Origin of the sequence: Cellulomonas septica, from assembly GCF_012396155.1 — a bacterium.
Lineage (GTDB): Bacteria > Actinomycetota > Actinomycetes > Actinomycetales > Cellulomonadaceae > Cellulomonas > Cellulomonas septica.
In genome coordinates, this window is the sequence record NZ_JAAXOY010000148.1 from 1 (window position 1) to 6566 (window position 6566).

Consider the following 6566-nt stretch of genomic DNA (forward strand, 5'->3'; position numbering starts at 1 on the left):
CCCCCTCGCTGCGGGTGTCGATCATCCGGGCGCGCACCGCTCGCCGGCGTGCTGCTGGCGCTCGTGTCGGCGGCGTCGTTCGCCGCGATGACCGGGCTCGGCCGTCGCGTCGTCCCGCAGGCCGGACCGCTGCCGACCACCGCGCTCGCGTTCACGCTCGGCGGAATCCTGCTCGCGGCGGTCGCGCCCGTCCTCGGCGACCCCGTCGGCGCGCCCGACTCGGCGACCGGCTGGTGGCTGCTCGCGTTCCTCGCCGTCGTGCCCACCGCGACCGCGTACGGCGCGTATTTCACCGGGCTGCGCACCGTGCCGGCCACCACCGCGAGCCTCCTCGCGCTGCTCGAGCCGCTGACCGCCACGGTCGGTGCGGTCCTGCTCCTCGACGAGCGGCTCGGGCTCGGCGGCGCCGTGGGTGCCGTGCTCCTCGCGAGCGCGGTCGTCGTCCTTCGGCCCCGGACCACGACCGGGCCGACTAGCATGGTCGGGCCCGGCCACGCGGCCGGTCAGCCAGCCGCTCCGACGCCGCGCGTGCCAGGGGCGAGAACACGTCGGGAGTAGTGCGCGTGCCCACGATCGTCGACAAGGTCCTCCGGCTCGGTGAGGGCCGCGTCCTCAAGAAGCTGTCCGGCATCGCCCAGCAGGTCAACGCGCTGGAGGACAGCTTCACGTCGCTGTCCGACGCGGAGCTCCGCGAGGAGACCGACCGCTTCCGTGCCCGCCTCGCCGACGGCGAGACCCTCGACGACCTGCTCGCCGAGGCGTTCGCCGCGGTGCGCGAGGCCGCGCGCCGCACGCTCGGCCAGCGGCACTTCGACGTCCAGCTCATGGGCGGCGCCGCGCTGCACCTCGGCAACATCGCCGAGATGAAGACCGGTGAGGGCAAGACGCTCGTCGCGACCGCGCCGGCCTACCTCAACGCGCTGTCCGGCAAGGGCGTGCACGTCGTCACGGTCAACGACTACCTCGCCGAGTACCAGTCCGAGCTCATGGGACGCGTCTACCGGTTCCTCGGCCTGACGACCGGCGTCATCCTGTCGCAGCAGCAGCCGGCCGAGCGCCGCGAGCAGTACGCCGCCGACATCACGTACGGCACCAACAACGAGTTCGGCTTCGACTACCTGCGCGACAACATGGCGTGGAGCGTCGACGAGCTCGTCCAGCGCGGCCACAACTTCGCGATCGTCGACGAGGTCGACTCGATCCTCATCGACGAGGCCCGTACGCCGCTCATCATCTCCGGCCCCGCGTCGGGCGACACCAACCGCTGGTACGGCGAGTTCGCCAAGGTCGTGCGGCGCCTCCAGCCGGAGCGCGACTACGAGGTCGACGAGAAGAAGCGCACCGTCGGCGTCCTCGAGCCGGGCATCGCGCGCGTCGAGGACTACCTCGGCATCGACAACCTCTACGAGTCGCTCAACACGCCGCTCATCGGCTTCCTCAACAACGCCATCAAGGCGAAGGAGCTGTTCAAGCGCGACAAGGACTACGTCGTGATGAACGGCGAGGTCCTCATCGTCGACGAGCACACCGGCCGCATCCTGCCCGGCCGCCGCTACAACGAGGGCATGCACCAGGCCATCGAGGCCAAGGAGGGCGTGACGATCAAGGCGGAGAACCAGACGCTCGCCACGATCACCCTCCAGAACTACTTCCGCCTCTACTCGAAGCTGTCGGGCATGACCGGTACGGCCGAGACCGAGGCCGCCGAGTTCCAGGGCACGTACAAGCTCGGCGTCGTGCCGATCCCGACGAACCGTCCGATGCAGCGCATCGACCAGAAGGACTTCGTCTACAAGAGCGAGGACGGCAAGTTCGACGCGGTCGTCGAGGACATCGTCGAGCGGCACGCGAAGGGTCAGCCGGTCCTCGTCGGCACCACCAGCGTCGAGAAGAGCGAGCTGCTCTCGTCGAAGCTGCGCAAGCAGGGCGTCCCGCACGAGGTCCTCAACGCCAAGCAGCACGCGCGCGAGGCCGCGATCGTCGCCCAGGCCGGCCGCAAGGGCGCCGTGACCGTCGCGACCAACATGGCCGGCCGCGGCACCGACATCATGCTCGGCGGCAACGCCGAGTTCATGGCCGTCGCCGACCTCGCCGCGCGCGGGCTCGACCCCGCCGAGAACGCGGAGGAGTACGAGGCCGCCTGGCCGGGCGCGCTCGAGAAGGCCAAGAGCGCGGTCGCCGCGGAGCACGACGAGGTCGTCGAGCTCGGGGGTCTCTACGTCCTCGGCACCGAGCGCCACGAGTCGCGCCGCATCGACAACCAGCTGCGCGGTCGTTCCGGCCGTCAGGGCGACCCGGGGGAGTCCCGGTTCTACCTGTCGATGCAGGACGACCTCATGCGCCTGTTCAACTCCGGCCTCGCCGAGTCGATGATGACGCGCGCCGGCTTCCCCGAGGACATGCCGCTCGAGTCGAAGATGGTCACGCGCGGCATCCAGTCCGCGCAGGCCCAGGTCGAGTCGCGCAACTTCGAGATCCGCAAGAACGTCCTCAAGTACGACGACGTCATGTCCCGCCAGCGCGAGGTCATCTACGACCAGCGGCGCCGGGTGCTCGAGGGTGAGGACCTGCACGAGCAGGTCAAGCACTTCCGCAACGACGTGCTGTCCGCCTACATCGGCGGCGCGACCGCCGAGGGTCGTCCGGAGGACTGGGACCTCGAGGCGCTGTGGACCGCCCTCAAGGCCGTGTACCCGGTGACGATCACGCCCGAGGAGGTCGTCGAGGAGGCCGGCGGCGCCCAGCGTCTGACGCGTGAGCTCGTCGAGCGCGAGATCCTGTCCGACGCCGAGCACGCCTACGCCGACCGCGAGGCGGCGATCGGCTCGGACAACATGCGCCAGCTCGAGCGGCGCGTCACGCTCTCCGTCCTCGACCGCAAGTGGCGCGAGCACCTCTACGAGATGGACTACCTCAAGGAGGGCATCGGCCTGCGCGCGATGGCGCAGCGCGACCCGCTCGTCGAGTACCAGCGCGAGGGCTACCAGCTCTTCAACGCGATGACCGACGCCATCAAGGAGGAGACGGTCGGGTACCTCTTCAACCTCGAGGTGCAGGTCGCGCCGACCGAGGAGGCCCCGGTCGTGACGGCCGACTCCGCCGCGCAGACCGCTGCCGCCGCCGGGCCGGCTCCGGCCGCGGGCCCGCGGACCGTCGCCGACGGTCCGACGGCCGGGCGCCTCGTCGCAAAGGGCCTCGACGGTCCTGAGCGTCGTGTGCCGCTGCAGTACTCGGCCCCCTCCGTCGACGGCGACGCCGGCACGCGGTGGTCCAGCGTCGCCACGGACCCGCAGTGGATCCAGGTGGACCTCGGCGCGGCCGCGACGCTCGAGTCCGTCGTCCTGCGCTGGGAGGCCGCCTACGGCAAGGCGTTCACGGTCCGCACGTCGACCGACGGGTCGTCCTGGTCCACCGCCGCGACCGTGACGAACGGTGCCGGCGGCACCCAGACCCTGCCCGTCACGGGCACCGCGCGGTACGTGCGGCTCGATCTCACCGCGCGCGGCACCGGTTACGGCTACTCGCTGTGGGAGCTCGAGGTCCTCGGCACCGCGGGCACCACCCCGACCCCGACGCCGACCACGTCCCCGGGCACGTGCGGCACGACGAACGTCGCCCAGGGCAAGTCCGCCACGGCGTCGTCGGTCGAGAACGCGGGCACGCCCGCGAGCGCGGCCGTCGACGGCAGCACGACCACGCGCTGGTCGAGCGCGTTCAGCGACCCGCAGTGGTGGCAGGTCGACCTGGGCTCGGCGCAGCCGCTGTGCGCCGTGACGCTGCGGTGGGAGGGCGCGTACGCGCGCGCGTTCCGCGTGCTCACGTCGACGAACGCCACCGACTGGACGCCGGCCGCGACCGTCACGAACGGCGCGGGCGGCGTCCAGACCCTCGCGGTCACCGGGACGGCCCGGTACGTCCGGCTCGACCTCACGCAGCGCGCGACGGGGTACGGCTACTCGCTCTGGGAGGTGTCCGTGACGACCACGGGCGGCACCACGCCGGTCGACCCGCTGCCCGGCGGCGGCGACCTGGGCCCGAACGTGCACGTCTTCACGCCGCAGATGTCGCAGGCGCAGATCCAGGGCGTCCTCGACTCGACGTTCCAGGCGCAGGAGACCGCGCAGTTCGGGACGCGCCGCGACCAGCTCCTCTTCGCGCCCGGCACGTACGACGTGCAGGCCCACATCGGCTTCAACACCTCGATCTCGGGCCTCGGGCGCAACCCCGACGACGTGAACATCACCGGCGGCGTGTGGGCGGACGCGCAGTGGTTCGGCGGCAACGCGACGCAGAACTTCTGGCGCTCGATGGAGAACCTCAGGATCACGCCGTTCACCGGCGAGAACCGCTGGGCGGTCTCGCAGGCGGCACCCATGCGGCGCGTCCACGTCGCGGGCGACCTCGCGGTCTTCCCGTCGTCGTACGGCTGGGCGTCGGGCGGGTTCACGGCCGACTCGAAGGTCGACGGCGCCATGAGGTCCGCGTCGCAGCAGCAGTGGTACACCCGTGACTCGGCGCTCGGCAGCTGGGACGGCTCGGTGTGGAACATGGTGTTCTCGGGCGTGACGGGTGCACCGCCGCCGCACTTCCCGAACCCGTCGCACACCGTGCTCGACACCACGCCGATCAGCCGGGAGAAGCCGTACCTCTACCAGTCCGGCACCGGCACGACGTGGCAGTCGCTGTCCGTCTTCGTCCCCTCGACCCGCGTGAACGCGCGCGGCGTCTCGTGGCCGAACACGCCCGGCACCTCGATCCCGCTGAGCCGGTTCTACGTGGCGAAGCCGGGCGACAGCGCCGAGCGCATCAACGCCGCGCTCGCGCAGGGGCTGCACCTGCTGCTCACGCCCGGCATCTACGAGCTCGACAAGACGATCACCGTCGACCGCGCGGGCACCGTCGTGCTCGGTCTCGGCTACGCGACGATCGTCCCGACGGCGGGCCAGACCGCCCTGCGGGTGGGCGACGTCAACGGCGTCCGGATCGCCGGCGTGCTGTTCGACGCGGGCGTGACGAGCTCGCCGGCGATGCTCCAGGTCGGGTCGCCCGGCAACCACACCGACCGGGCGGCCGACCCGGTCTCGCTGCACGACGTGTTCGTCCGCGTCGGCGGCCGGATCCCCGGCAAGGTCACCTCGGCCATCGTCGTGAACTCCGACGACACGATCGTCGACCACGTCTGGTCGTGGCGCGGCGACCACGGCGCCGGGGTCGGCTGGACCGAGAACCCGTCGGCGTACGGCCTGGTCGTCAACGGCGACGACGTCCTGGGTCTCGGCCTGTTCGTCGAGCACTACCAGCGCGAGAACACCCTCTGGAACGGCGAGCGCGGGCGGACGATCTTCTACCAGAACGAGCTGCCCTACGACGTGCCGAACCAGGCGGCGTGGCAGAACGGCTCCCGCCGCGGCTACGCGGGCTACCGGGTGGCCGACTCCGTCACGACGCACGAGCTGTGGGGCGGCGGGGTGTACAGCTACTTCAACGTCGACCCGAGCATCGTCGTCGACAGCGGGTTCCAGGCACCGACGAGACCGGGCGTGAAGTTCCACAACATCCTGACGGTCTCCCTCGGCGGGAACGGCGTGATCGCGCACGTCGTCAACGACGCGGGCGGGGTCGCCCAGGGGACGGCCACCATCCCGGCCTACCTCGCGAGCTACCCGTGACGGTCGGCTGACGACGGTACGCGCGACCCCTCGTGCGGAGCATCCGGCCCGCCTCGTGCGGCCGGGTGCTCCGCACGGGCACGGCCCGACGGGCCGGACAGGCCTGACGGTCCGGGCGCCCCGTTCGGGTGGACCGGCGTCCGACCGGAGCCAGAGGCCGGCCGCTCCGCGGGCGCACCGTTCGACGAGCCCGATGCAGCGGCCGGTCCTAGCATGCGGCGCGTGCCTCGCCTCTACGCGACCCCGGGTCCGACCCTGCGACGACAGGTCGTCGGCGACGTCGTCGAGGTCCACCGGTCAGCCTTCCGCAGCGCGCGGGGGCTGCTCCGCCGTGCCCGTCGGGTGCGAGGTCGGACCTGGCGCAGACGCCGGGGCGGTCGCCTGGCCGTCGAGCGCGAACCGGACGGTGCGCTTCGCCGTCGACGCCTCGGTGAGCCGCACGCGGACGTGCTGCCCGACCGGCAGGTCCGTGCCCTCGACGCGTGCCCGCACCACCGGGTCGCGCAGCTGGACGACACCCGACGTGCGGTCGTCGTGCGCGTCGACGACGACCCCGTCGAACACGTCGCCCACGCGCCCGGTCAGGAGCGCGGCCTCGAGCAGGTCGAGGCACCCGCGCTCGTATTCGTTGGCGCGCCGGTCGCCGCCCGCCATGAGCCCGGGCAGGTCGGGCAGCGCGGACCGCACCCAGTCCGGCACGTCGTTCCCGGCCACGAGCGCGACGCACGTCTCGCCGACGAACCGGTCGACGAGCCGCCGCAGCGGCGCGGTCGTGTGCGCGTAGGGGGCCGCGAGCGCGGCGTGCTGCTCCTGCGCGGGCACGTCGCCGTCGAACGCGACGTACGCGGCACCGCGCAGCAGCGTCGTCGCCTCGGTGAGCAGCGCGGCGTGCGCGGG

General features: G+C 72.2%; 1 protein-coding gene and 3 pseudogenes. 3 read left to right on the plus strand and 1 reads right to left on the minus strand.

All coding sequences use genetic code 11. The features are described 5' to 3' along the window. From HGA02_RS07725 to HGA02_RS20860, 3 genes and pseudogenes are all read left to right on the plus strand, one after another. A partial coding sequence (locus HGA02_RS07725) for a DMT family transporter (RefSeq protein WP_168678536.1) occupies positions 1-558 on the plus strand: 558 nt, incomplete at its 5' end. A 5-nt stretch (positions 559-563) separates the two neighbouring features. Then, positions 564-3521: pseudogene (gene secA / locus HGA02_RS20375) on the plus strand (preprotein translocase subunit SecA); the annotation flags it as partial. A 117-nt stretch (positions 3522-3638) separates the two neighbouring features. Beyond that, positions 3639-5669 (plus strand): annotated as a pseudogene (locus tag HGA02_RS20860) (galactose-binding domain-containing protein); the annotation flags it as partial. 297 nt (positions 5670-5966) lie between these two features. Here the strand turns inward: HGA02_RS20860 and HGA02_RS07735 are convergent. Beyond that, a pseudogene (locus HGA02_RS07735) lies at positions 5967-6566 on the minus strand (RNB domain-containing ribonuclease); the annotation flags it as partial.